Below are 25,297 nucleotides of genomic sequence, written 5' to 3'. Positions count from 1 at the left end.
CCCGTATCAGGCTGTTACACGTTCAATGGCATCGATCAGCTTTGCAGGATCGAACGGCTTGACGATCCAGCCGGTCGCCCCTGCCTGGCGGGCACGATTTTTCTTTTCCGCGTCGCTTTCAGTGGTCAGCACGAGGATGGGAACCGCACGATATTTCTCGTTGCGGCGAACACCTTCGATAAAGCCGAAACCATCGAGGCGGGGCATGTTGATGTCGGTGACGATGACATCCGGATTGCAGCCTTCGAGAACTTCAAGCCCTTCGATGCCGTCTTCTGCCTGGATCGTTTCGAACCCGGCATTGTTCAGCGTCAAGAGCAGCATGTTGCGGATCGTTCTGGAATCGTCGACGGTCAGAACCTTCTTCTTCATTTTACATCTCCTTCGGGAGCATATGATCGATATCCACGCCGATCAGTTTAAGGGTTTTGTCAAAGGCATCGGATGCCTTGGAAAAAGTGAAGGGCTTGCCATCGGCTTCCCAAGCCTTGATGCCAGCCATCAATACCTGGGCGCATTGCACGCCCACGCGCTCGACCTCAGAGGCATCCACCGCAAGCGGGGCACCCCTCATTTCCATCAGTTTTCCGTGCAAGACGGATGCCTGATTGAGGTCCAGCACCGGTGACAATTTTAATGTCGACTGCGCTGCTTTCCTGCCTGCCATCAAATCACTCCTTGGCGTCTGAATTGTTGCTGCACGTAGCCTTGGTCGATGCGTTCCTCGCGCACGGCCGCCACGTTGTTTTGATAGTGTCTCGGGGCTGGCTCTGCCGCCGCATGCATCTGGCGGGCAATGCGGAATTCCCGCACCGTGCGGCCAAGTTCGAGAATAACGGTATGCAGATCGTCAGCCTCCAGCGCCGAAGACGTCAGACGGTTGGCGGAGCGCTCCGTCTCGGTGCCGATGGAGCCGAGTTCGATGGCGACGGCCTGCAAGGTGGCGACGTTTTCGCTGGTTCTGCGCGCAACGTCGCCGATCATATCGCTGACACCCGACACCTGACGCACCACGCCGCCGATGGCGTCCTGCGTGCGGTTGACCATGCGAACGCCTTCATTCACCTGCGTTTTGGTGCCGTTGACGAGGTTTTTGATTTCACGCGCCGCATCGGCAGATCGCTGGGCAAGGGCCCGCACTTCCTGCGCGACAACGGCAAAACCGCGACCGCTTTCGCCAGCCCGTGCCGCTTCAATGCCAGCATTCAGGGCAAGCAGATTGGTCTGGAATGCAATCTCGTCGATGGAGCCGATGATACGACCGATGTGCTCGGCAGATTGTTCGATGCCGGCCATGGCATTGATGGCCTCACCGACCGCCGTTCCGCTTTCGGTTGCCGCATTGCGGGCCTGCAAGACGGCACTTTCTGCAGCGGAAATATGGTCGCTGCTGGTTCGCACCTCACCGATGACCGAGCCGAGTGTGTCCGATGCGCTGGCAAACCGTTGAGCCTGCTGCGTGGAGATGGACGCCAGCGTTTTGCCATCAGCCGCCAAACGTTCTGTCGCAGTATAGGCATCCTGAATGCCCGCCTGTGCGGTAGACATGGATGCGCCGATCTTTTCCAGCGCAGTGTTGAAAGCTGCGGCCAGATCGCGGTAAGCCTCTGGAATATCGCCGGTAATTCGCGCCGTCAGATCGCCTGCGGCAAACGCATTCAATGCATCGCCCAACAGGCGCGTGGCGCCGGATTGATCGTCTTCGCGCTGCTTTGCCAGCTCCTGTGTGTGGCGGAGCCGCAATTCGTTGAAACGCAGCGACACCGCAATTTCCGTATCGACCATCACCAGCCGCACGACAGCCTTGACGGCCTCGGCCAGTTCCCGGTGACGTTTGCGATTGCCCGGCAGGAGAGAACGCGGCGAGTGTTCGGCAATCAACCCGCCCAGCATGTTCTCCAGCACCACGGCGTGACCGGCAACATGCCAGCGGGGGTCAAGCCCCATGCGGCTTTCGCTATCGGACAGAACCTTGATCCGCTCTGCATAAACGGCGTCGAACCGGGCGTCGGTCAAAACGCTCCAGTGCGATGTTTGCAGGTCGTGCAGCCTGTCGAGCTGGTTTTCGCTCTCGAAAGACGGGGAACAGTCTGGCATGGACTGGAAGCGGACCATCAGGTCACGCAGACCGGCCTTCACATGCGGCTCAAGCATGGTGCGGTAACGGCGCAGCAGATCGCACTGGTCTTGATCAAGACCAGCAAAACGCAGACGACCACCCAGGCTTCCGCCTGTGGTCTTTCGCGTATGATCTGTTGGCAAATCCTGCCCCAAGCGACGTCCCCAAAACTGCGCCGGCAAAGACCGGCAGATGACCGATTGAGAACGCCAGTTATCCAATGGGGATATTTTACGAATATGAGCATCAAAAAATGATGCCGCACGGACGCTGCTGAGCCTTCTGCAATCTACGAAATACCGGATCAGTCCCGGTACGGCAGTGCGGCGTCATGCCTGGAAGGAGATTAGAAAGCCCCATTCCGCCGTGAAATACGAACAATGTTTATGGTTAATTCCTTGCTCGAAAGTTAAGAAACCCCATGTTCACGTTCAAATGATAAAAATTGTTATATAATTTAACTTTCTCCGTGCGCCGCAGCAACACAGTTCGCATCCGAAACTTGGAAAAATTGGAAAATATTTCTTATTTTTCCGGGACCTGCGCTGGACAATCGCAACACCGTTCCCCTAAAACAAAAGGACATAATATCCGCTTCCATGGTGATGCTTCAACGAAACGCTGACGACGACTAAGGAGACAAGATTTTGCCATGGATGGGGAAAAGCCGCTGGCCCCTGCGCCAATCCAAAAGGCTCATCAACGTCTTCGTCGCAGGCATGTTCGTGTTTATGGGAATTCAGGCCTCAGTCACCACGGGAACGGTTCTGAAGCCACATCGTCTGGAACGCACACAGACCCCTGACCAAAGCTGGCTTCCAACCGCGCAAGGCAGCCAAAATTGCCACGGCGACGGCTCTCGTCATGTCTTTTGCCCGCAATTGGCCAATCACGAATTTGTTTATGGGTTTTTACCGGGCGCAGCACTGGTATCGGACTATACACAGGCCCAAATCGGGTTCGAAGGCAGGCAATCCCCCGCGCAGGCTTCTCGACCAACCGAAACGGCCTCACCCCGTGGCCCACCGCAAACGACCTCATAGCCCGCAACGGCCAAATCTTCCGTCTTGCTTTTGACGGATCTGGCGAAGCTGACGGGCACCCCAACCGCCAAATCTTAACGCCAGAGAAAATTGCCGCCCTATATGAGACTTGAGTTTCTTCTTCCCATTTTGATCGCCCTCCCTTTTATCGGCAGCGTCATAACCGCCATGATGCCGAGAGACGGAGCGGCACGCGCGCCTGCTGCCGTCGCAGGTGGCATTGCCCTGTTCAGCCTCGTCACGACGATTTTTCTCTACACCAGCGTCAAAGGCGGCGCGGTTCTCAAATATGATCTGGAGTGGCTGCCGCAACTCGGTCTGAACTTCACGCTGCGGCTTGATGCATTCGCGTGGATGTTCACCGTATTGATCACCGGCATCGGCCTGCTGGTGGTGCTTTACGCCCGTTATTACATGTCGGCGGAAGACCCCATTCCGCGTTTCTTCGCGTTCTTTCTGTCCTTCATGGGCTCGATGCTCGGCATCGTGCTGTCCGGCAATGTCATTTTGCTTTCGATGTTCTGGGAACTGACGAGTATTTTCTCGTTCCTGCTGATTGGCTACTGGCACCACAATGCCACCGCCCGTGATGGCGCCCGCATGGCCTTGACCGTCACCGGCATCGGCGGCTTCTGCCTTCTGGCGGGCCTGTTGATCCTCGGCCATATGGCGGGCAGCTATGATCTGGACGTCATCATCGAAAAGGGCGCGGATATCCGCGCCCATGCGCTTTACCTGCCCGCGCTCATTCTGATCCTGATCGGTGCATTGACCAAAAGCGCGCAGTTCCCGTTCCACTTCTGGCTTCCCAACGCCATGGCGGCACCCACGCCGGTGTCCGCCTATCTGCATTCGGCCACCATGGTGAAGGCAGGCGTCTTCCTGCTCGTGCGGCTGTGGCCGGTGCTGGCGGGAACGCAGGAATGGTTCTGGTTGGTGGGGTTCGCAGGCATTTCGACGCTGCTGCTCGGCGCCTATTTCGCCATGTTCCAGCAGGATTTGAAGGGCCTGCTCGCCTATTCGACCATCAGCCATCTCGGCCTTATCACCACCCTTTTGAGCCTTGGAAGCCCGCTTGCGGCGGTTGCTGCCATTTTCCACATGATGAACCATGCCACCTTCAAGGCATCGCTGTTCATGGCGGCGGGCATTATCGACCACGAAACAGGCACCCGCGACATGCGGCGGCTGAGCGGGCTTTATCGTTTCTTGCCCGCCACCGCCACGCTCGCCATGGCGGCCAGTGCGGCCATGGCCGGTGTTCCGCTGTTCAACGGCTTTCTGTCCAAGGAAATGTTCTTCGCAGAATCCGTTGAAACCCATGCGGACTCCCTGCTGGACAAGGCGCTGCCTTATGTCGCAACGCTTTCCGGTGCATTCGCGGTCGCGTACTCGCTGCGCTTCATCCACACGGTTTTCTTCGGGCCACCGCCGCACGATATTCCCAATCCGAAACCGCATGAACCGCCCCGCTGGATGCGCTTCCCTATCGAGTTTCTGGTCCTTGCCTGCCTGATCGTCGGCATCGTCCCCAGCCTTTCCATCGGTCCGTTCCTGCATTCAGCCGTGCTTTCGGTTCTCGGCCCGCAAACCCCGGTATACAGCCTGTCCATCTGGCACGGCTTCAATCTTCCCCTGATGATGAGCCTCGTGGCACTCATCGGCGGCATCGTGATCTATGTCACTTTGGGCGGATATTTCTCCCGTTGCGATGATGGGCCTCCCTTCTTCCGCCACCTGCGCGGACAGCGCATCTTCGAGCGCATCATTGTTACCGTTTCGTGGAAATGGGCGCGCTGGCTGGAAAGCACGCTCGGCACCCGACGCCTGCAACCGCAGCTCCGTATGCTGATCCTGGTCGCACTGATCGCCGGTTTCTCACCACTGGCGGCATCCAAAGTCTCGCTGACCTTGCCAAGCGTTAAGACATTCGACCCGATTTTCGCGATCCTTTGGGCGATTGGCATGATCTCGGCCATGGGTGCCGCATGGCAGGCGAAATATCACCGGCTTGCAGCCCTCATCATGCTTGGCGTGTCCGGCCTCGTGACATGCCTCACCTTCGTCTGGCTGTCTGCGCCGGATCTCGCCATCACGCAGTTGCTGGTGGAAATCGTCACGCTGGTTCTCATCCTGCTCGGCTTGCGCTGGTTGCCGAAACGCATGGTGAAGGTCGATAACAGTTCGGAGCTTCCCTCCCAGCTTCGTCGCGGGCGGGACTTTTTGTTGGCCGTGTTTTCCGGCATCGGCATGGCGATCATCGCTTTTGCGGTCATGACACTTCCCGTGCCCAACACCATCGCCAATTATTTCCTGGAAAATGCCTATTCGGAAGGCGGCGGCACCAATGTCGTCAATGTCATTCTGGTCGATTTCCGTGGTTTCGACACGATGGGCGAAATCGCGGTTCTGGCCATTGTCGGCCTCACCGTCTTCTCCCTGCTGCGCCGTTTCCGTCCCGCTCATGAAAGCATCGGCCTGCCAGAACAACAGCGCATCCAGAACGCCTTCGATGCCGACAGCCCGGAACGCACCAAGGGCGACACCGTGCGCGATTATCTGCTGGTGCCATCCGTCATCATGCAGTGGATGTTCCCGGTCATCGTGACCTTCTCGATCTTCCTGTTCATGCGCGGCCATGATCTGCCGGGCGGTGGTTTCTCCGCAGGCATCACCATGGCGGTGGCGTTCCTGCTGCAATATCTCGCAGGCGGCACGCGCTGGGCGGAAGACCGCATCCGCATTCTGCCGCTGCGCTGGATGGGCTTTGGCCTGTTGATGTCGGCAACGACGGGCATGGGATCGTGGTATTTCGGCTACCCGTTCCTGACGTCCTATTTCCAATATACGGAAATCCCCTACATTGGAAAAATGCCGACAGCGTCGGCGCTGCTGTTCGACCTTGGCGTCTTTTCGCTCGTCGTCGGCGCAACCGTTCTTATTCTGATAGCATTGGCGCACCAATCGCTGCGTAACTACAAGATACGTACGCCCGACGCCGCAAAAGCGGAGGACGCGTAATGGAACTCATTCTTGCCATCGGCATCGGTGTGATGACGGGATCGGGCGTCTGGCTGATCCTGCGACCACGCACCTATCAGGTCATCATTGGCCTGTCGCTTTTGTCCTATGCGGTCAATCTGTTCATTTTCGGCGTTGGAGGCATAAAGACCAATGCACCGCCATTGTTGCTGGATGGGGTCAGTACCTCCACCCTCACCGACCCTGTGCCACAGGCTCTGGTTTTGACGGCCATCGTTATCGGATTTGCAACGACAGCGCTCTTCCTCGTCGTGCTGCTGGCCGCACGCGGCCTTACCGGCACAGACCATGTTGACGGGAGGGAAACGAAATGAATTTCTTCCCATCCCATCTCATCGTCGCGCCCATTCTGGTGCCGCTGATCACCGGCGCTATCCTGCTGTTCATCGACGAGCGCAAACGTGCCGCCAAGGCCGTTGTCAGCGTCGTTTCCTCCTTCATTCTGCTGGCTGTGGCCATAGCGCTGTTTCTGGAGGTGAACTCCACGGTCAACACGGAAGTCGCCGCCGTCATTTCCACCGGCGTTTATCTTCTCGGCAACTGGCCTGCCCCCTTCGGCATCGTTCTGGTCGCAGACCGCCTTTCCGGGCTGATGGTTCTGCTGGTCGCTTTGCTGGCCATACCCTCGCTCATCTATTCGCTGGCGAAGTGGCACAGATCCGGTGCGCATTTTCACTCGCTGTTCCATCTGATGCTGATGGGCGTAAACGGCGCGTTTCTGACGGGCGATCTGTTTAACCTCTTCGTGTTCTTCGAGGTCATGCTCGCTGCGTCCTATGGCCTGCTGCTGCATGGCTCCGGTCAACTGCGTGTGAAGGCAGGACTGCATTACATCGCCATCAACCTCGTTGCCGCGCTGTTTTTCCTCATCGGTGTCAGCCTCATCTATGGTGTCACCGGCACGCTCAACATGGGCGATCTGGCGCAACGCATCGCAGGTCTCAACCCCGATCAACGCATGTTGCTGGAAACGGGTGCCGCCGTGCTGGGCGTCGCGTTTCTGGTCAAGGCAGGTATGTGGCCGCTGAATTTCTGGCTGCCTTCGGCCTACACCGCTGCATCCGCGCCGGTTGCCGCCATCTTCGCGATTATGAGTAAGGTCGGTATCTACGTCATCGCACGTTTGACCTTCCTGCTGTTCGGCCAGACGGCAGGCGAATCTGCCGGTTTCGGGCATGATGCACTTCTGGTCGGTGGCATCGCCACCATCGTCTTCGGCACCATAGGCGTTCTTGCCTCGCAGGCGCTGGGCCGCCTTGCCGGTTTCTCGGTCCTCGTGTCATCCGGAACACTTCTTGCCGCCATGGGCACCGGCAATCCCACGGTCGCCGCGGGCGCATTGTATTACCTCGTCAGTTCCACGCTGACGATCAGCGCCTTTTTCATGCTGATCGAGCTTGTGGAGCGCGGCCAGGATGCCGGCGCCAACGTTCTCGCCGTGACGATGGAAGCATATGGTGAGGGCGAGGAAGATGAGGAAGAGGATGAGGTCGGCGTCACCATGCCCGGCACGATGGCGGTGATTGGTACATGCTTTGCCGCCTGCGGCATTCTGCTGGCCGGCTTACCGCCCCTCTCTGGCTTCATCGCCAAGTTCTCGATGCTCTCGGCCATTCTCAACCCTTCCGGCCTTGGCGCGAATGACAGCATTTCCACCCTCTCATGGTGGATCGTTTTCCTGATCGTTTTCTCCGGCCTTGCCTCGCTGATTTCCATGACCCGCGCCGGCATTCGCACCTTCTGGGGTTCTCTCGAAGGCACCGTGCCGCGCGTTCTCGTCATCGAAATCGCGCCAATATTGCTGCTCTTGTCGTTGACATTGGCCATGACAATAGCTGCCGGGCCCGTGATGCGCTACATGCAGGAAACGGCCCGTATCCTTGATCTACCCGCCAGCTATATTCAGGGTGTTATGTCAGCGCCGCGTTCTGACAATGGACAGGGGGGAAATCCATGATTGGCCGTATCCTGCCCTATCCGCTGCTGACGGTGTCGCTCATCCTCTTCTGGATGACGATCAACAGCTTTTCGCCCGGACATCTGCTGCTTGGAACAGCGGTAGCGATATTTGCCTCCTGGGCCATGGCTTCATTGCGACCGCCAAAGCCGCGCATTCGCAACTGGCATCTGCTGATAAAGCTCATCGCCATCGTGCTTTACGACATCATTCGCTCCAACATCGCCGTTGCCTCCATCATCCTGTTCCGGCGTGACCGAAAAATCCAGTCGGGCTTCCTGACCATCCCGCTTGATATCCGCGACCCGATGGGCCTTGCCGTTCTGGCCGTGATTTTAACAGCAACGCCCGGCAGTGCATGGCTGGAATACAACTCCTCGCAAGGCACCCTGCTCATTCACGTTCTGGACAATGTGAACGAAGCCAGTTGGACGCGCCTTATCAAGAACCGATATGAAAAAATGCTGATGGAGATATTCGAATGAGTTCGGTTATCCTTTTCTGGTCGTTTTCAATCGCCCAGTTTTTTTTGGCCATCGCCATGGCGATTGCCGTCTATCGCATCGCCATCGGCCCGCGCGCGCAAGACCGCGTGCTGGGTGTCGATACGCTTTACGTCAACGCCATGCTGCTGGTCCTCACCTTCGGCCTGCGCACCGGCAACGACATCTATTTCACGGCCTCACTGTTGATTGCCATTCTAGGCTTCGTTTCAACGGTTGCGCTTTCCAAATTCATGATGCGCGGAGAGGTTATCGAATGAGCAACGCCGCCGAATTTCCCCTCTGGGCCGCCATCCTCGTCGCCTTCTTCGTGCTGCTGGGGTCATCTCTTGCGCTGGTCGGCACAATCGGCTTTGCCAAGCTGCAAAGCTTCTACGAGCGCCTCCACGCCCCCACGCTGGGCACAAGCTGGGGCACGGGCGGCATCGTCATGGCGTCGATCATCTATTTCTGGGTATCGGGCGAACGCCCCGTCTTCCACGAAATCTTCATCGGCATCTTCATGACCGTCACCACCCCGGTCTCCCTCATGCTCCTAGGCCGGGCCGCCCTCTACCGCGACCGCGCCGAACAAGACCCCAACAGCCGCCAAAGTCTCTGAACACTGGAGTGAGGTCGACGTCTCCGGGTCGACCTGTGGTGTCGCCTGCTGATTAATGGGCATGGTTCTGACGTTCGGTAAACTTCCGTGCCACGCACGATCAGTTCGACAAACAAAGCTGCACCGATTTTCATGAGACTTGGGAAAAATGGTGCCCGAAGGCGGATTTGAACCACCGACACGCGGATTTTCAATCCGCTGCTCTACCAACTGAGCTATTCGGGCACTACAGGCTCTGGACGAACCCTTGCTTTTACAAGCGCCGGGGAAGTTGTTTCCCCCGGAAGTGAGCGGGGTTATAACATCTTGTTCGAACATGGCAAGCGCCTGTGACAACTTTTTTGACAGTTTTTTGGCGCTGCCTGTGGATGACTTTCCGACCGTTGTTTGAGAGCGCGCAACCGATGTTGATCGGGTGCGGATCATTGCGCAATCATCCAGTTTTTCGGTATATTTTTCGGGCGGGTCACCCAACTGGTTCCTTGCACAATAATCCCGCACACAAGCGTAGATGACGGTTGCTGCCGCTGCGTCCCGTGTTCCACATCAGATGGGTAGAGCGGTACATGGCAGCGGCGCGGCGATTTCAGAGATGCCTTAATTCTTCGACCCAGCAGAAAGCCCCAGCGCGAATGGAACGGCAGCGACCAGCAGGGCCATGATGGGCGAGGATGCGAAGATGCGGCCTGCCAGCGAAGTGATGGCGACGGAACGGATGACAGGAAGCCAGTTTGCCATATCGGCGTGCTGGCTTGATGCCTTTGATGGGCGCTGTGCCTGTGGTTGGGACTGCGGCTTGCGAATTTGGGCTGCTTGCAGCTTCTCCACCTGTTTGCGAATGGTCTCGACCTGCTTGCGAAGATCATCCACTTCCTTGCGCAACGCAGGGTCCACGGTTGTTTTTGCAGGCGCCTTTACAGTCGTCGCCTTGGTGGCAGCGGCTTTGGCGCGGGCGACAGGTGTTTTGACCGTTTTCTTCACATCATCCTCCAGTTCAGAAAGTTCGTTTTCCAAGTCTGACGGTTTGGCGAAGCCGTGGGAGCGTACAGATGCCTGCATTCAATTGTCCTCTCGTACACGCGTTTTGCCGCCGGGAATGGGCGGGATGATGGCGGATGTTTTGAAAACGCGGGAAGAGGGAAAAGGATGCAGTGTTTCGTTTCATCGTTGCTGCGACCGACTTGTCATTTCGATCACGTACGAGTTCGGTGCCGAATTGGACGCAAGATAAAAGGCCCGCATGCACGGCAAACGGGCCTTCGAGGTACGCTAAAAGCCTATCAGAAGTGATGTGTTATTTCGCTGGCTTGAGCGACTTCAAAATACCGACCAGTTCCTTGTTGTGGGCATCCTGTGTTTCTTTGGTACCCCAGTAGGTCACGACCAGCATTTTGCCTTCAGACGGGGATGCAAAGCCGAGGGAGACCTCCACAGGACCATCGGCATCCTTGCCGTCAAACTCGATGCTGCCGAATGTCATGCCGTTGATGTCGACATCGCCGGAATCGGATTTCGTCTTCGCATCGATCGTTACACCGTTGTCGGTGAGGAATTTGATGGCGTCGTCGATGACCTTGTCCATGTTCTTGTCGGTGGCAACATCGATCGAGAAATAAATGGCCGCATCCGGTGATGTGGCTTCGATGCCGGAAACCGTCTCCTTCGGCTCCCAGTCATCCGGAATTTTTACCGAGGCAATAGGCGCGTCGCTTGGAAATTTGAGTGTTTCCGCCTGAGCAAAAAACGGTGCAAGGGCGATGGCAGCGGCGAGAATAACGCGTTTCATGGGAAATCCTTTGGGGTCAAGGCGTGCTCTAGAGCGGATATAAAATAAAAAACCAGACTTAGGATACTAAATAATGTCAAGTAACGAAGATTGATATTGAGACGGTTAACGGGCGATCCGAAATTATTTGATGTAAAAAAGATTTTTGATTGCTTTGGTGAAACGACACCCAAGGATTTATGTTTTTGTTATGCGTGATTTTTACGGTCGCACATACGCCGTGCAAATAAATCCTCCGACCATCCGGCATTGGGAAAGCAACGACCATGAATACATAGGTGTGCTTTGTTGGCATGTTTCTTTCATGAAACAGGCCCCGAAGGGCCTGTTGTCGTTTAACTGATCTTTCAAGCGGCCTGGGCGGCAGTTTTGTAGGGATCAAACCGGCTATAGAAAGTGTCGCCCTTGGCGGCCATGTCTTTCAGCAGTGGCGTGGGCTTGAAGTGTGGACCGTAGGTTTCCGACAGCTTTTCTGCCAGTGCCACGAAGGTCTTCACGCCCATACCGTCGATATAAGACAGCGCGCCGCCCGTGTATGGCGCAAAACCGAAGCCAAGGATGGAGCCGACATCTGCTTCGCGCGGATCGGTCACGATGCCTTCCTCAACCGTGCGGGCCGCTTCCAGCGCGATGGTGACGAGGAAGCGCTGTTTGAGCACGTCCATGTCCACATCTTCTGGTTTCTTCTGCGTGTAGAGGTCTTTGAGGCCCGGCCAGAGAGACTTTTTCGCGGGCTTTGGTGGGTAATCGTAAAAGCCCTTGGCGTTTTTGCGGCCAAAACGACCCTCGCCTTCCACCAGCTTTCTGACCAGCTCCATATGACGCGGATCGACAGCCTTTTCGCCAAGATCGGCAACCGTGGCCTTGAGGATTTTGTAGGACAGGTCGATAGCGACTTCATCGTTGAGCGCCAGCGGGCCAACCGGCATACCAGCGAATTTCGCCGCATTTTCGATCATGGCGGCGGGCACGCCTTCGATGAGCATGTCATAGCTTTCAGCCATGTAGCGCAGCACGCAGCGATTGACGAAGAAGCCGCGCGTGTCGTTGACGACAATAGGCGTCTTCTTGATTTTCGCGACGTAATCCAGCGCAACAGCCAGCGCCTTGTCTCCGGTTTCCTTGCCGAGAATAACTTCGGTCAGCATCATTTTTTCGACCGGCGAAAAGAAGTGGATGCCGATGAAATCCGCAGGGCGCTTGGCGTTTTTCGCAAGGCCGGTGATGGGCAGGGTGGAGGTGTTGGAAGCGAAAATCGCGCCCTCGGGAAGCACCGCCTCCACGGCCTCGATGACGGCCTTTTTCACATCGCGGTCTTCGAACACCGCTTCGATGACAAGGTTTGCGGTTTTGAGCGAGGCGTAATCGGCGCTTGGCGTGATGCGGGCGAGGATGGCGGCACCCTCTTCCTGGGTCATGCGGCCTTTGCCGACGCTGTCCTTCACCAGACCTTCGCAGGTGGCCTTACCCTTGGCGGCGGCTTCGTCATCACGGTCAATCAGGGTGACGTCGAGGCCGGCAACGGCGGTCACATAAGCGATGGATGCACCCATGAAGCCAGCGCCGACGACGCCGACATGTTTCAGGTCGCTCTTCGGCTGACCGGCCGGACGGCGGGCACCCTTGCCCAGTTCCTGCATGGAGATGAACAGCGAACGGATCATCGCGAAGGCTTCCTTCGAGCGAAGGATTTCCGTGAAATAGCGCTGCTCGACCTTCAAAGCCGTGTCGAAAGGCAATTGCAGGCCTTCGTAGACGCATTTGAGAATGGCAAGAGCGGCGGGATAATTGCCCGCGCTTTCGCGGCGCAGAATGGCCGGGGCAGCGGGCCAGAGTTGCGCGGCAGCAGGCGTCCAGATACCGCCGCCGGGGGCTTTGAAGCCCTTTTCATCCCATGGCGCGACGGGTTTCAAACCGTCCTTGATCATTTGCTTGGCGGCGGGGATCAGCTGATCCGGCTCTACCACCTGGTGCACGAGGTTCATGGCCTTGGCGCGGCTGGCCGTCAGCGATTGGCCTGTTGTCATCATCTGGAGTGCGGATTGCGCATCGGTCAGGCGCGACACGCGCTGCGTGCCACCGGCACCGGGGAAAATACCGACCTTGATTTCCGGCAGGGCGATCTTGACGCTCTTGGCGTTGGACGCCACGCGGCCATGGCAGGCGAGCGACAGCTCGAACGCACCGCCCATGCAGGTGCCGTTGATGGCAGATACCCAAGGCTTGCCGTTGGTTTCCAGCTTGCGGAACAGGCCGGTCATGCGGCCCACCAGTTCAAACAGCTTCTGTGCTGCCTGATCGGGGTTGTTTGCCTTCTCATCAGTGTAGAAGGAGAACATCGATTTGATCATCGACAGGTCTGCACCGCCGGAAAAGGACGACTTGCCCGACGTGAAAACCACGCCCTTCACGGCAGTATCTGCCACAGTGGCATCGATGATGGCGTTCAACTCGTCCATCACATCCTGCGTGAAGACGTTCATGGATTTTTCCGGCATATCCCAGGTGACGAGGGCAATGCCGTCTGCGTCTGTTTCGACGGTGAAATTGGTGTAAGTGCTCATATTGGGATTCCTCTTCCCCGAATTCTTTTTAGGTCAGTACAGCCAGACGGCGAGACCGAAACAAACGAACATGAGAACGATAAACACAATTAAACCAAGACTTTGCGCTTTGAGACCTTGAACATCGTCTTTTGAGAGAACGCGAGTCGATGCCTCGTAGTCTTGCGCCATGTCTTTTTCTAGATTGTGTCGAGCCATTTGCTGCTCGATTTCATTCTTGGGTCGTTCGTACATCTCCCTCGTCATGGCCGTTTACTAAACCCGCTCGATAACCGTTGCCGTACCCATGCCTGCACCGATGCACAGCGTAACCAGCGCGGTGTTGAGATCGCGGCGTTCGAGTTCATCCAGAACCGTGCCGAGGATCATCGCGCCGGTGGCACCCAACGGGTGGCCCATGGCAATCGCGCCGCCGTTGACGTTCATCTTGTCGTGGCTGATGTCGAAGGCCTGAAGGTAACGCAGCACGACGGCGGCGAAGGCTTCGTTGAGTTCGAAGAGGTCGATATCGGCAATCGACATGCCGGTTTTCGCCAGCAGCTTTTCGGTGACGTCCACGGGGCCGGTCAGCATCAGCGCCGGATCGGAGCCGATATTGGCGAAGGAGCGGATGCGGGCGCGGGGTTTCAGGCCCATGCTCTCGCCGCCTGCTTTCGAGCCGACCAGAACGGCAGCGGCACCATCGACGATGCCGGATGAGTTGCCCGCGTGGTGGACGTAGTTGATGCGCTCCACTTCCGGATGGGCCATGATGCCAACGGCTTCAAACCCGCCCATCTCGCCGGGCATCTGGAAGGACGCGTTGAGCGAGGCCAGCGCCTGCATATCCGTGCCGGGGCGCATATGCTCATCGCGGTCGAGGATCACAATGCCGTTCTGGTCTTTCACCGGAACGACGGAGTTTTTGAAGTAGCCGTTTTCCCATGCGTGGGCGGCCCGCCTCTGGCTTTCCACGGCGTAAGCATCCACGTCATCACGGCTAAAACCATATTTGGTGGCAATGAGATCGGCGGACACGCCCTGCGGCATGAAAAAGGCCGGGAAGCTGACGGACGGGTCCATGTACCAGGCACCGCCGGACATGCCCATGCCAACACGTGACATGCTTTCCACGCCGCCCGCAATGACGATCTCGTCCGAGCCTGCTGCGACCTTTCCGGCTGCGAAGTTGATGGCGTCCAGACCAGAGGCGCAGAAGCGCGAAATCTGCATACCCGGCGCCTTGTTGGAATAACCGGCCTCAAAAGCAGCACCCTTGGCGATGACCGCGCCCGCATCCATGACAGGATCGACGCAGCCCATGATGATGTCATCGACGGTTGCGGTATCAAGCCCGTTGCGGTCGCGGATGGCTTCCAGCGTCTTGGCGGCAAGGCGAACGGATGGCACTTCGTGTAAGCTGCCATCCTTCTTGCCGCGCCCGCGTGGGGTGCGGACGTGGTCGTAAATATAAACGTCAGTCATGTCTCATCTCCCTGTCGGCACGTGAATGCCGTTATTCTCAAAATGCCTCAGCGGCCAGTTCCATCATCGTGTCGCTGCCGGCCTCGATGCGGGTCTTGCGCAGGGCGGTTTCTGGCAGAATACGCTCCATGAAGAACTTGGCGGTGACGAGCTTGGTCTTGAGATATTGCTCATCCGACGAACCACCCGAAGACAATGCCACTTGCGCGGCTTTTGCCATGCGGGCGTGCATGTAACCCAGAACGACGAGGCCGAAGAGGTGCATGTAGTCGGTCGAACCGGCACCGGCATTGTCGGGCTTGGCCATGGCGTGCTGCATAAACCACATGGTTGCGGCTTGCAGGTCGTTCAAGCCCTTCTTGAGACCCTTGGTGTAGACCACCAGCGCTTCGTCGGCGCGATTTTCCTCGCAGAAATCACCGATTTCCTTGAACAGTGCCATCACGGCGCGGCCGCCATTGAGGCCGAGCTTGCGGCCCACCAGATCAAGCGCCTGAATGCCGTTGGCGCCTTCATAAATCATGGTGATGCGGGCATCGCGAACATATTGGCTCATGCCATGTTCTTCGATGTAACCGTGGCCACCAAAAACCTGCTGCGCCATGACAGCATGGTCGAAGCCTTTGTCGGTCAGCACGCCCTTGAGAATAGGCGTGACCAGGCCAAGCAGGTCGTCTGCGGCCTGACGGTCTTTCTCGTCCGTCGAGCGGTGGGCGATGTCCGATTGCAGCGCGGTCCAGAGCAGGAAGGCGCGGCTGGCTTCATTATAGGCGCGGATGGTCAGCAATGTGCGGCGCACGTCCGGGTGGACGATGATCGGGTCGGCCTTCTTCTCGGGCGCCTTAACGCCGGAAAGAGAGCGGCCCTGAATACGCTCGCGGGCATATTCGACGGCATTCTGATAGGCGATTTCACCAATCGACAGGCCTTGCAGGCCAACGCCAAGGCGGGCTTCGTTCATCATCACGAACATGGCCGAGAGGCCCTTGTTTTCCGCGCCGATGAGATAGCCGGTCGCGTCATCGTAATTCATGACGCAGGTGGAATTGCCGTGAATGCCCATCTTGTGTTCGATGGCACCGCAGACCGCACCGTTGCGCGAACCGACCGAGCCATCCTCATTGACGAGGAATTTCGGCACGATGAACAGCGAGATGCCCTTGGTGCCTTCTGGTGCGCCTTCGATGCGGGCGAGAACCAGATGAACGATATTGTCCGTCATGGAATGTTCGCCAGCCGAAATGAAAATTTTCTGGCCGGTGATTTTATAAGAGCCATCACCCTGCGGCACGGCTTTGGTGCGCAACAGGCCAAGGTCGGTGCCGCAATGCGGCTCGGTCAGGTTCATGGTACCGGACCATGTTCCTTCGATCATCTTGGGCAGATAGGTCTCTTTCTGCGCGTCCGATCCATGCACGAGGATGGCGGCAATCGCGCCTTGGGTCAGGCCCGGATACATCATCAGCGACAGGTTGGCCGACGACATATATTCGCCAATGGCCGCGTGCAGCGTATAGGGAAGCCCCTGCCCGCCATATTCCGTGGGCACCGCAAGGCCGGTCCAGCCGCCCTGACAATAGGCGTCATAAGCCTGCTTGAAACCTTCCGGCACGGAGACGGACCCGTCTTCGGCGCGGGTGCAGCCCTGCTGATCGCCGGACAGGTTGAGCGGGAAAAGCTGTTCTTCCGCCAGCTTTGCCGCCTCGCCGGTGATCGCTTCGATCATATCCGGGGTGGCATCCTCAAAACCGGGAAGATTATTGTAGCGCTCCAAACCGAGCACATCATTGAGAATGAAAAGCGTGTCTTTAACAGGGGCCTTGTAAACAGGCATTACCGATGTTCCTCCGCATCGTTCACCGGATTGCTCCGGCCTCAAACATAAGACGACAATATTTGACGTGCGCGTAAACGTCAAATGACTTTGGTGAGAATTTTCGCGGCGCCTTACAAGCTTATGTCAACTTGGTGTCATTAGAATTAAAGCCACTTCCGTTTACCTAGATGAAGAAAAGGTTAAAACAGTAACTGCTAATTAACTATTTCTTTACCATATTTCGGCAATTGTTCAGTTCAAGGGGACTGCTTCGAAAGCCGAAGCGTTTCCCGTCAGGCGAATTTAAAAAAAGACCTATCTCCTACAAGCCTTTCAGGCGGCTTTGCAGGAAAACCAACCGGGCAACGAAGCGAGCAGGAAGATGAACGGATTGCGATCGAATTCCCAGCAGCATAACGACAGATCATCTCTGGATGCGCTTAACCGCACCATTGAAGGGCTTGAGGCCCGGATCGAAGATCTGCTTGGCGCACAAGCTCCACGCAGCGCTTATGACGATCCATCGTCGGCTGACCGTTCGCCCGTTCAAAACCGCACAGCCAGACCGTCGCTCAAGCCGCGTTTCGACCCCGTCAACGAAATTCGCCAGCGCCAGCAGGCACTTGATGCCCGTTGGGAACGCCAGCAGGCGGAAGCGCCGCGCGCCAACATGGTGGCTGAGCGTGAAAGCGAACGCCGTTATGCCGAGCGCGATTACCGCGCCTCCACTGCCATTCCCGCATCCCGCCCCCGCCCGACGGCCCGGTTTGAGCGTGCAGCCCCCGCACCGACCCAAAACGCCAACCAGGGCGACGCGGCGCTGCGCGAAGTGGCAGAAGCACTGGTCAGCCTGCGCCAAGAGCTGAAACACGAGATTTCTGAAGGTGTTGCCCGCGAAATGCAGGGCGTGCGTTCCGAACTGCGCAACATTCGTTCCTTTGCCGAAAATCAGGATTTTGCCGAGGATATTCGCGAAGACGTCGCACGGCTGGCCGCCAGCATCGACCGCATGGGCGCCAGCACATCGCCGGATGTCGAGGCACTGCGCAGCGAGTTTGAAGAACTGCGCGTGCTGATGGATCAGGTTGCCCGTGAAGACAGTATGCACCGCATGGAAAGCCGTTGGGACAACGTAGAAGACACGTTGCGCGGTTTCGACACGGCACCGCTTCAGGAAGAAATCGTCGCCCTCGCCTACCGTCTGGACGACATCAAAACCCAGCTTGGCTCCATGAGCAGCAGCGCGCCGGTGCGTGCGCTGGAAGAAAAGCTGCTGACCATTGCCAGTGCGGTCGAACATCTGGGCAAACACATTCAGCCGAATGACGGCGTACTGACCGAGCATTTTTCCGGTCTCGACCAGCGTTTGGACGAAATCAGCCGGGCGATTGCCGCTGCTGGAAACCGCCCTGCCCCCGCACTGGACGTCGCGTTGACCGAGCGATTGGAAAACAGGCTAGACACGCTGTCCTCGCAAATCGGCGTACTGACAGACGCTGCCACCAGAAAAGAGCAGCCGTCCGAGGCATTGGGTACACGCCTCGACGCGCTGACGAGCCGGATCGAAGAACTGTCCGCAGAGCGCAGCGCCGCAAAGCTGGGTGAGCGTCTGGACCAGCTTTCGCTGCTGCTGGAGCGTTCGCAGCGCCCGTCCAGCCAGCCGGAACTGACATCGTTTCTGACCGACATTTCGCGCAAGATCGATGAGCTTGATACCGGTGCCGTCAACGACAAGATGGCCGAGCGTCTGGAAAAAATCGCCCGCCGGATCGAGCAGATCGAGGCGAAGCCTGCGCCTGCCAAGGTCGCATCCTACGATGTCGCCTTCAAGCGTCTGGAAGATCGCCTCAGCGATATTGCCACCAAGCTGGATGAAACAAAGGCGCCTGCCCGCGTTGATACCAATGGCATGTCGCCGGAACTCGACCAGCGCATGTCCGCCATTGAAGACTACATGGCGTCCAGCGACGAATATATTATCGAAGCGGCACGGCAGGCGGCGGAAGCCGTTCTGGAAGCGCATACGCGCAACAATCTTTCGCAGACCGCCAGCCCGGCCGACATGGTTATTCTGACCGAGCTTGCCAACGATCTGCGCAAGCTGGAAGGGTTGAGCCGCAACACCGAAGAGCGCACGCACCGCACCTTTGAAGCGCTGCATGAAACGCTGGTGCAGATTGCCGGTCGTCTCGACAATCTGGACAATCGCAGCGCCCCGCGCCCTGCCTCTTTGCAGCCTGCGCCCACCAATGCCGACCACGACTGGGCAGAATATGACGGCGTGCGTATGCCCGCTGCGACCTTTCCCGATGAAGGCCTGATTGCCAATGGCACCAAGCCCTTGTTCGATAACGAGGCTGCCCGCGAATTCGACAATGAACTCGCGACCGAGACACTGGTGCCACCGGCTGCCGCAAAGGCGCCCGTGGAGGAAAAACGTGGTCTTCTTTCCGGCCTGACGCGCCGCTTCAAATCCAGCGCTGCTAAAACCGAAGAGGCGCCAAAAACCGACGTGACCGCACGCACGCAGATCGACCCTGCGCCCGCGCTGGACCCCGTCGACACGTTGCAGGCGGATGTTGAAAACGAATTGCTGGAGCCGGGTTCCGGCGCGCCTGACATCAAGAAAATTCTGGAGCGGGTGCGCGCCAGCCAGACGGCTGCGGCCCGTGCAGGATCGAATGACAGCGACAACCGCGCCGATTTCATTGCCGCCGCCCGCCGCGCTGCACAGGCTGCCGCGCAGGAAAGCGTGCCGGACAAGAGCTTTGCCGCCCGCCAGCCGCGCAAGGGTGCGGCTGAAAAGGAAGGCTCCGCGCTGTCCCGTTACCGCCGCCCGCTGCTTTTGGGTATCGGCGCCATTCTTCTGGCCATGATGGCGATGCCTGCGATCAAGTCCTTGGTTGGCAGCGAAACGACACCAGCCGCGATTGCCGTTGAACCAGCGCCAGCCGAACCGACAGCTGCGCCGATGTCTGCACCTGCCGATGCACAACCGGCCAGCGTGCAGCCAGCTGTGACCGAGCCTGCCGAACTGACGATCGACGAGAAGGCACAGGCCGCCGCCGACCGTATGCAGGTGGATGCCGACAAGCAGGAACGCTTGATCGACGCACGCGCCATCGGTGGCGCACCCTTGCCACAAGATCCGCCTGCTTTGAGGCTTCCCACCGTTCCTCACGGCAACGATGTTGCCGAACAGTTGCAACCTTTGACCCCGAATGCCGTGATCCAGCAGGATACGTTGCGGACGGCGGAAACAATTGCTGTGCCTGCGGGCATGACACCAGCCTCGCTGGGTGAAGCCGCAGCCAAGGGTGACAGGCTGGCACTGTTTGAAATCGGCGCACGTTACACGGATGGTCGCGGCGTTGCTGCCGACCGGGCCGAGGCCGCGAAGTGGTACAAGCTTTCGGCTGACCGTGGCCTGGCACCGGCCCAGTATCGCCTTGGCAACATGTATGAAAAGGCGAACGGCGTTGAGCGCAACCTGACCGAAGCCAAGCGTTATTATCAGCTGGCCGCAGATCAGGGCAATGCGGGTGCCATGCACAATCTGGCCGTTCTTCTGGCCTCCGATGCTGCGGGCGCGCCGGATTTCAAAGCCGCTGGTGACTGGTTCATCAAGGCGTCAAACCTTGGTGTCCGTGACAGCCAGTTCAATCTTGCCATTCTTTACGCGCGCGGCAGCGGCGTGGCGCAAAGCCTTGAAGAATCCTACAAGTGGTTTGCAATTGCAGCGCGGGATGGCGATGCCGATGCTGGCCAGAAGCGTGACGACGTTGCCAAGGCGATGAAGCCCGAGCAGCTTGCCAGCGCCAAGGCCAAGGTTGAAGCCTGGAAGGTGACGCCGCTGAACGATGAGGCGAATTCCGTGAACCCGCCAGCCGAATGGGTGGGTGGCGAGGAGATCAAGACGTCGTCCGTGGACATGCAGAAGGCAATCCGCAACATTCAGGCCATTCTCAACAATAATGGCTTCAAAGCGGGTGAGCCGGACGGCAAGCTGGGTCGCAACACGGTGACAGCCATCAAGGATTTTCAAAAGTCCATTGGCCAGAACCCGGATGGCCGCATTACCGACGAGCTGGTGACGGCGTTGCTGGCGCGCAACAAGTAATTTGGAGCATTTCCGAGCCAAAAGTGCGAAGCGGTTTTGCGTCCGGATAATGCGTTAAAACAAATGGAGAGAGGTTTTTCGCGTTTCGGAGAAAGGCGAAAAACCTCTCGTCTTCCTTCCATCTTTCCAAATTATCAACGTATTTGCCGTTGAATAATTGACAGCCATGCCCACCAAGGGCATGACCAATGAAAGGTCGCAAGGCCCTCTTTGCCTTCGCCTTCCAGACAGAGATCGCCCCTTCGTGGCAAGCCCCGCCTGACGGCGGTTTTTGCCGTTTTGCACGGAACCATATCCGAGGTCCGCCTGTGACTGTCTATCTGCCCATCGCAGAACTTTCGGTGAATATTTTCATCATTCTCGGCATGGGCGCGGCTGTGGGCTTTCTGTCGGGCATGTTCGGCGTGGGTGGCGGTTTTCTCATCACGCCGCTTTTGATTTTTTACAACATTCCGCCCGTCGTGGCCGTGGCCACGGGCGCCAACCAAGTGGTTGCCTCCTCCGTTTCCGGCTCCATCACCCATTTCCGGCGCGGTACACTGGATATGAAGCTGGGGGGCATTCTGCTGATCGGCGGTTTGTGTGGCGCAACCCTTGGCGTGTGGCTGTTTACGCTCTTGCGCAGCATCGGCCAGCTCGACCTGATCATCTCGCTGCTTTATGTGGTCCTGCTGACCACCGTGGGCGTTTTGATGCTGAAGGAGAGCGTTTCGGCCATTCGCCGCAGCGCCCGCAACGAGACGGTGACCCTGCGCCGCCCCGGCCACCACAACTGGGTGCACCGCCTGCCGCTGAAAATGCGGTTCAAAAAATCGAAGCTTTATCTCAGCGTCATTCCCATCATCGTGCTGGGTTTCGGCATTGGCGTTTTGACCTCCATCATGGGTGTGGGCGGCGGCTTCATCATGGTTCCGGCGATGATTTATCTGCTGCGTATTCCGACCAACGTTGTTGTCGGCACCTCGCTGTTCCAGATCATTTTCGTCACCGCCTATACAACCATCGTTCAGGCCGCGACGAACTTTTCCGTCGATATCGTGCTGGCTTTCATTCTGATGCTGGCGGGTGTCGTCGGCGCACAATATGGCGTGCGGGTGGGACAAAAGCTGCGCGGTGAACAATTGCGTGCGCTGCTGGCGCTGCTGGTTCTGGCGGTTGGCGTGCGATTGGCGATTGCGCTGGTGGTGCGACCGGAAGACCTGTTCTCCGTTGCGGTGGGGGGGCTGGGCTATTGATCCGCGCAGCTCTGTTCGCAACCGTTTTGAGCGTCTTGTGCGGTACAGCCTTCGCGCAAACGCCACCGCTGGCCATCTCGCCCGACGCCTCGGGCAAGCCCCGCGCCTTGCAGGAAAACATCGAGATCGGCGCATCCACCACGGAAATCTCCATCGCGTCTGATTTTCGCGGCGCGGATTTCACCATGTTCGGGGCGCTGAACAACGCCGACCAATTGCTGCTGGCCATCGGGCAGTATGATATTGTGGTGACGCTGGAAGGGCCTAACGATTATTCCACCGTGCGCAAAAAAAGCCGGGTGGCGGGCATCTGGATCAACACGAGCGCGATTACCTTTGCGCCGCTGCCGGAATCCTACTCCATGGCCAGCACCCGCAACATCGACGATATCGCCACACCCGGCACCTTGAAAGCCATGGGTCTCGGGGTGGAGCATCTGCCCCTGAAAAGTGCCGTATTTTCCGGCGTGCCTGACAATGTCTATGATTTCCAGGACGCCTATCGCCGCCTGAAACTGTCGAGCGGCATCTATCGCAACGACACGACCGGCGTGCGGCTGGAGCGGACCGGCCTGTTCTGGGCCACGCTGCGCCTGCCCGCCAATGTGCCGAACGGCGTGCACACGGCCCGCGCCTATCTGTTCAAAAGCGGGACGCCGATTGCGCAGAAGGAACTCCGTCTGCGCGTGGTGAAAACCGGCATGGAACAGGCCATCACCGATGCCGCGCATCAGACCCCGGTTGTTTATGGCTTTCTTTGTGTGCTGCTGGCAGTGGTGACGGGTTGGGGTGCTAGCATCTTGTTCCGGCGGGATTAGGTTGTGAGCGGATGGCGGCAGGGGTTGGGGTGAGTGGCACTCTGCCCGATTCTGTTGCACTTGTTGCCACTTGCTCCGCCTGTCACCGTTGCACTCCTCGCCACACCCTCCGCCCTCATGCTGAGGCGCTTTGTCCGAAGGGCAAAGCCTCGAAGCATCCGGCTGCCCACTCTGCCCGTAACCCCCGTCCTTCGAGGGTCGCTTCGCTCCCGCCTCAGGATGAGGGTTACTACTGTCGCACCCGTTGCCGTTACGTTGCACTCCCCGCCGTTAGCTCTGCCTGTCACCGTTGCAATCCTCGCCACACCCACCAACCTCACGCTGAGGTGGCGCGCAGCGCCCTCGAAGCATCCGGCAACGCACTCAACCGCAAATCCAATCCTCAAAAATCCCGGCCAACTCGTACCCAAGCTTCGCCGTTCACGCGGCAGCATCTGCTCGTGGTGTGATCTTCATTCAGTGTCCACCGCCTGATCGGCCATGGTATGTCGGACGGGGCGCAGAAAGTTGCCTCGTTGGGGTAGTTCAAGAATGGCACCTCTCAGCGCCCCGCTCGGCTGTTGTTGCCGGACAGCAATCCACTTGCCATGGCTGGCAATCCCGGAGGGCGAAGGGGAAACCTTGCCGGAGAACCGGTCGGACATGATCAAGGTCCAACCCTTCCCATCCGGGTGGCAATATCCTGTTTCCAGAACACCGCCTGCCAGTTCGGCCCCATCTGCCTTCGATTTGCTCCCGCGCCGATAATCAAGGGGCGGGAGGATCGATCCGTTTTTCGCAAAGACGTCCCGCTGCACCAACGGCTGCGGATCGTCCTCGCGATCCGTCCGCGCCGTATCGCTACGGTGCGGGGCAGATGCAGCGTGTTCCTGTGTACCGCCTGACTTTCGCTTCCATCCCGATGGTCGCGTTCGACCACAAGACGATGAGCTGTCGGTACACCCGGCGGCGGTTAAGCCTGTCGGGCATCGGGAAGACAACGCCAGCCGGTCCGCAACCGGCGTCATCCTCCTCCCGTTGCCGCCGGGGGGATTTGCTGTCCGGCCCCGGCGGTGAAGGTTTGCGTAACCCCTTCACCACCAGCACCGATCCCGCCTCGCCGCAACGCCTTGCGGTGTATCCGAGGGCGGAACAGCACCATTGTGCGCGCAGTTTTGGGCGTGTGGAGAAAAGTGCGAAAATTTATTATTACTTCGGTGGTTATTATTATAAAATATTGATTTCATTAAATAATTTATCATATTAGCTATCCATTTCACTCCGGCGACCACTCCAACCTCCGTCATCCCGGACCCGATCCGGGATCCAGTGCCGCGCGTCTGCGCGGCGAGAGACCCTTTGCCGACGGAACGCACGGAGAGGGTTCTCTCGCCTTGCAGACGCAAGGCGACTGGACCCCGGATCAGGTCCGGGGTGACGGAGGAGAGGTTGGCGGCACTGGGCCGTGGCAAGCCCGAGGATGACGGAGTGTGGAATATCCTCTCCAAACAAGCTCACCCCAGCAGATTGGTGAACCGTACCGAGTAAATCCGATCCCGCCCCATCATATGCGCTACGAGTGCGGCGTGATCAAACAGGCCGTGCATGGCCTTGTGGCGCAAATCCAGACCGCCGCTTAACACGCCGAAGGCGGGCATCAACAGGCGGGTGCCATCTGTGGCGAAGCAGGGACGGCGGACGGTTTTTTCGCGGCGGCGCACCGTGGCGGCGGGGTGGAGGTGTCCGGCGATCTCGCCGGGGGCGGCACCGGTTTTTGGCTCATGCCGGAAGATGAGCTTGCCGTAAAACATCTCATCCGTGGACGAGCCCGGCAGATCGACGGTTCCGTCCGGATCGTGGTTGCCGTTGATCCATATCCATTCGCGGCCCGCAGCCATCTCCTTGATGATATCGCGCAAGGGCAATGACAGGTGTTTGGAGCCGACCCGATCATGGAAATTATCGCCGAGGCTGACGACGATTTTGGGGTCGTAGCGGGTGATGAGGGAGGAGAGGATTTTGAGCGTGGCTATCGTGTCATAAGGTGGCAACAGGTGCCCGCGCCGGGCGAAGGCAGCGCCTTTTTCCAGATGTAAGTCCGACACGACGAGCAGGGACAGATCGGGCAGATAAAGCCCGCCCAACGGATCACACCAGCCCGCGACACCGTTTATGACGGTTTCCGAGCCGAGGCATTCAAAGCCGTTTGAAAATTTGTCGCTCAAGGCAAGACGGCTCAACACGTTTGCA

19 protein-coding genes and 1 tRNA gene are annotated in these 25,297 nt (G+C 58.2%); 9 read left to right on the top strand and 11 right to left on the bottom strand.

Annotated elements, in window-relative coordinates; translation table 11 throughout:
* Positions 1–6 precede the first annotated feature (6 nt).
* The 3 genes from cheY1 to RMR16_RS00825 are packed head-to-tail and all read right to left on the bottom strand — an operon-like array spanning position 7 to position 2,262.
* Positions 7–372, bottom strand: a complete 366-nt coding sequence (gene cheY1 / locus RMR16_RS00835) for a chemotaxis response regulator CheY1 (RefSeq protein ID WP_320200966.1) — start codon at positions 370–372, stop codon at positions 7–9.
* 1 nt (position 373) lies between these two features.
* Positions 374–667, bottom strand: coding sequence for an STAS domain-containing protein (locus tag RMR16_RS00830; RefSeq protein WP_062586448.1), 294 nt, complete (start codon positions 665–667; stop codon positions 374–376).
* Positions 667–2,262: a methyl-accepting chemotaxis protein gene (locus tag RMR16_RS00825; RefSeq protein ID WP_320200967.1), complete on the bottom strand. Its 1,596-nt coding sequence runs from the start codon at positions 2,260–2,262 to the stop codon at positions 667–669. Before RMR16_RS00825 ends, RMR16_RS00830 begins: the two co-directional genes overlap by 1 nt.
* A gap of 1,002 nt (positions 2,263–3,264) precedes the next feature.
* Between RMR16_RS00825 and RMR16_RS00820 the strand changes: the two genes are divergently transcribed.
* The 6 genes from RMR16_RS00820 to mnhG are packed head-to-tail and all read left to right on the top strand — an operon-like array spanning position 3,265 to position 9,265.
* A complete protein-coding gene (locus RMR16_RS00820) occupies positions 3,265–6,183 on the top strand; it encodes a monovalent cation/H+ antiporter subunit A (RefSeq protein WP_320200968.1) in 2,919 nt (972 codons plus the stop codon).
* A complete protein-coding gene (locus RMR16_RS00815) occupies positions 6,183–6,518 on the top strand; it encodes a Na+/H+ antiporter subunit C (RefSeq protein WP_320200969.1) in 336 nt (111 codons plus the stop codon). The genes RMR16_RS00820 and RMR16_RS00815 overlap by 1 nt, the downstream gene beginning before the upstream one ends.
* A complete protein-coding gene (locus RMR16_RS00810; RefSeq protein ID WP_320200970.1) occupies positions 6,515–8,161 on the top strand; it encodes a monovalent cation/H+ antiporter subunit D in 1,647 nt (548 codons plus the stop codon). The genes RMR16_RS00815 and RMR16_RS00810 overlap by 4 nt, the downstream gene beginning before the upstream one ends.
* Positions 8,158–8,646, top strand: coding sequence for a Na+/H+ antiporter subunit E (locus RMR16_RS00805; protein WP_320200971.1), 489 nt, complete (start codon positions 8,158–8,160; stop codon positions 8,644–8,646). Before RMR16_RS00810 ends, RMR16_RS00805 begins: the two co-directional genes overlap by 4 nt.
* Entirely contained in the window at positions 8,643–8,924 is a 282-nt protein-coding gene (locus tag RMR16_RS00800) for a K+/H+ antiporter subunit F (protein WP_320200972.1), read from the top strand. The genes RMR16_RS00805 and RMR16_RS00800 overlap by 4 nt, the downstream gene beginning before the upstream one ends.
* Positions 8,921–9,265: a monovalent cation/H(+) antiporter subunit G gene (mnhG, locus tag RMR16_RS00795; protein WP_320200973.1), complete on the top strand. Its 345-nt coding sequence runs from the start codon at positions 8,921–8,923 to the stop codon at positions 9,263–9,265. Before RMR16_RS00800 ends, mnhG begins: the two co-directional genes overlap by 4 nt.
* A gap of 149 nt (positions 9,266–9,414) precedes the next feature.
* On the opposite strand, the gene RMR16_RS00790 is transcribed toward mnhG, so the two are convergent.
* The 6 genes from RMR16_RS00790 to RMR16_RS00765 form a co-directional block, all read right to left on the bottom strand.
* Positions 9,415–9,490, bottom strand: a tRNA-Phe gene (locus RMR16_RS00790).
* A gap of 372 nt (positions 9,491–9,862) precedes the next feature.
* Positions 9,863–10,324 carry a hypothetical protein gene (locus RMR16_RS00785; protein WP_320200974.1) on the bottom strand — a complete coding sequence of 154 codons (462 nt, stop codon included), beginning with the start codon at positions 10,322–10,324 and terminating at the stop codon, positions 9,863–9,865.
* Positions 10,325–10,559: 235 nt separating this feature from the next.
* Positions 10,560–11,051 (bottom strand): histidine kinase, encoded by a 492-nt coding sequence (locus RMR16_RS00780; RefSeq protein ID WP_320200975.1) that lies wholly within the window; start codon positions 11,049–11,051, stop codon positions 10,560–10,562.
* A 347-nt stretch (positions 11,052–11,398) separates the two neighbouring features.
* The gene (locus RMR16_RS00775) at positions 11,399–13,615 is read right to left on the bottom strand and encodes an FAD-dependent oxidoreductase (protein ID WP_320200976.1); all 2,217 of its coding nucleotides are present in this window, start codon (positions 13,613–13,615) and stop codon (positions 11,399–11,401) included.
* A 255-nt stretch (positions 13,616–13,870) separates the two neighbouring features.
* Entirely contained in the window at positions 13,871–15,079 is a 1,209-nt protein-coding gene (locus RMR16_RS00770; protein WP_320200978.1) for an acetyl-CoA C-acetyltransferase, read from the bottom strand.
* Positions 15,080–15,116: 37 nt separating this feature from the next.
* A complete protein-coding gene (locus RMR16_RS00765) occupies positions 15,117–16,913 on the bottom strand; it encodes an acyl-CoA dehydrogenase C-terminal domain-containing protein (RefSeq protein WP_320200979.1) in 1,797 nt (598 codons plus the stop codon).
* Between the two features lie 364 nt (positions 16,914–17,277).
* Here RMR16_RS00765 and RMR16_RS00760 point away from each other — a divergent pair, with 364 nt between their 5' ends.
* From RMR16_RS00760 to RMR16_RS00750, 3 genes are all read left to right on the top strand, one after another.
* Entirely contained in the window at positions 17,278–21,015 is a 3,738-nt protein-coding gene (locus RMR16_RS00760) for a peptidoglycan-binding protein (RefSeq protein WP_320200980.1), read from the top strand.
* Positions 21,016–21,323: 308 nt separating this feature from the next.
* Positions 21,324–22,250, top strand: a complete 927-nt coding sequence (locus tag RMR16_RS00755) for a sulfite exporter TauE/SafE family protein (RefSeq protein ID WP_320200996.1) — start codon at positions 21,324–21,326, stop codon at positions 22,248–22,250.
* Complete coding sequence (locus tag RMR16_RS00750) at positions 22,247–23,068, top strand: TIGR02186 family protein (RefSeq protein WP_413786025.1); 822 nt, start codon at positions 22,247–22,249, stop codon at positions 23,066–23,068. The genes RMR16_RS00755 and RMR16_RS00750 overlap by 4 nt, the downstream gene beginning before the upstream one ends.
* 452 nt (positions 23,069–23,520) lie before the next feature.
* Here the strand turns inward: RMR16_RS00750 and RMR16_RS00745 are convergent, their stop codons facing one another.
* Positions 23,521–24,075 (bottom strand): hypothetical protein, encoded by a 555-nt coding sequence (locus RMR16_RS00745; RefSeq protein WP_432353980.1) that lies wholly within the window; start codon positions 24,073–24,075, stop codon positions 23,521–23,523.
* A gap of 486 nt (positions 24,076–24,561) precedes the next feature.
* Positions 24,562–25,290, bottom strand: a complete 729-nt coding sequence (gene pdeM, locus RMR16_RS00740; RefSeq protein WP_320201332.1) for a ligase-associated DNA damage response endonuclease PdeM — start codon at positions 25,288–25,290, stop codon at positions 24,562–24,564.
* Positions 25,291–25,297 lie beyond the last annotated feature (7 nt).

Source organism: Agrobacterium sp. rho-13.3 (genome assembly GCF_033957765.2).
Taxonomy (GTDB): domain Bacteria; phylum Pseudomonadota; class Alphaproteobacteria; order Rhizobiales; family Rhizobiaceae; genus Agrobacterium.
The sequence above is the reverse complement of the archived record's forward strand: the minus strand, read 5'-3'. Positions and strand labels throughout refer to the sequence as shown.